Origin of the sequence: Bacteroides sp. MSK.20.12, assembly GCF_019052435.1 — a bacterium.
GTDB classification, from domain to species: domain Bacteria; phylum Bacteroidota; class Bacteroidia; order Bacteroidales; family Bacteroidaceae; genus Bacteroides; species Bacteroides xylanisolvens.
Genome location: NZ_JAHQVH010000096.1, coordinates 1 through 1,746 on the forward strand (window position 1 = coordinate 1; position 1,746 = coordinate 1,746).

Annotated in this window: 1 protein-coding gene; it reads left to right on the forward strand. The window is 33.0% G+C overall.

Going from position 1 to position 1,746, the window contains the following annotated elements; all coding sequences use genetic code 11:
- Nucleotides 1–249: 249 nt before the first annotated feature.
- A complete protein-coding gene (locus KTR06_RS24290; protein ID WP_008646122.1) occupies nt 250–1,428 on the forward strand; it encodes a phage integrase SAM-like domain-containing protein in 1,179 nt (392 codons plus the stop codon).
- Nucleotides 1,429–1,746: the final 318 nt, after the last annotated feature.

Below are 1,746 nucleotides of genomic sequence, written 5' to 3' on the forward strand. Positions count from 1 at the left end.
AAGTTAAACAAAAGTTAGATTCTCTTTTTAAAAGCAATTTTTCACACTCTACCTGTGAAAAAGTGTTGCAAACATAACGACTTAATCAAGATATAGCAATGCAGAATCGTACAAATGCATGGAAAATACCGTCTTTTGCACGATATTCCATGCTGTAGGAGCGATTTTCGATTAGTACCTAATGACTATGAACCTTTTTGTTTCTATTTTATTGTATGGAAAATAGTAATTTATAAACCTAAAAATGATATGGCGAATTTTTCAATTGTAGTTGTTCCAACTAAAAAATTATCAAATGGCAGACATCGAATAAGGATAGCCGTAGCACATCATTCTCAAACCAGATATATATCTACCCAATTTACTTTGGATTCTGCCAATCAACTAAAAAATGGTCGAGTAGTAAGGCATGAGAATGCAGCGAATATGAATGCCTGTCTTCGGAAACTAATCAATGAGTATGAAGAAATTGTTACATCGATCAGCTATTTACCAGCAATTTCATGTACCGAACTTATACGTATAATTACTTATGAACAAAAGAAAAAAGGTATAACCTTTCAAGCTGTTGCAAAAGAATACATGAATTTCATGAAAGGAGAAGAGCGGGAGAAATCTTATAAACTTTATAAGATAGCTTCCGAAAGATTAGTCAAATATATGAAAGGGGATTTTCCTTTAATTCAATTGACACCTATACATATCCAAGGATTTGCCAAAGTTCTTCACGAGGAGAATCTGGCAGATACAACTATCAGAATATATCTGACTTTAATAAAGGTGATAGTAAATTATGCCGGTAAGATGAATTATGTATCTTACTCCATTCATCCTTTTGTCCTCTTTAAGATGCCGACAAGTAATGTGCGGGAACTTGATTTGTCAATAGATGAACTGAAGAGAATACGTGATGTCCGGCTTTTAAAGTCTTCTTTATCCATGGTGAGAGATATTTTTATGCTTACTTATTATTTAGGCGGTATCAACCTGAGAGATTTATTAGCATATGATTTTAAAAATAAGAACGATATGCGTTATGTGCGTCACAAAACACGCAATAGCAAGAAGGGAGAAAATGAAATTGTATTTACTTTGCAGCCTGAAGCAAAAGTGCTTATAGATAAATATATGTCGAGAAATGGGCATTTGCAATTTGGTAAATATTCATCTTATAAACAAATATATAGTTTAGTCTTCCGACATATAAATAAGGTAACAGAACTTTCGGGGGTAAAGAAAAAGGTTACTTACTATTCCGCCCGAAAGACATTTGCACAACACGGATATGATTTAGGCATTCAAATTGAAAAAATAGAATACTGTATCGGACACAGTATGAAAAATAACCGTCCTATCTTTAATTATATTAAGATTATGCAAGAACATGCCGATAAGGTGTTCCGTGCCGTACTTGACCAATTGCTATAGTATAGATAGTTTTTCACTGCTATTTTTATTTCCTTCTTTTGCTAATCGATTTCATTCCGATCACTATCTTTTTTTCGTTCCACTATAGTTATCCGCAAAGTACACTATAGTTACCCTTGCGGATAACTATAGTCAAACGCAAAGATAACTATAGTGGAACGAAGAAAGATTCGCATGCCGGATAACTCATAATAGGTAAAAAAGATATTAATGGTACTAATTGTTCAAATCCTATCCTCAATTGATTGCTAGCTATATGTAGTCGTTTGATGTGCAGGTAGTTATGTTTAAAAAGAGAATCTAACTTTTGTTTAACTT

Bases quoted from the DNA above. Each gene is read 5' to 3' on its own strand.
- KTR06_RS24290 (WP_008646122.1), top strand. From the start codon at position 250: ATGGCGAATTTTTCAATTGTAGTTGTTCCAACTAAAAAATTATCAAAT.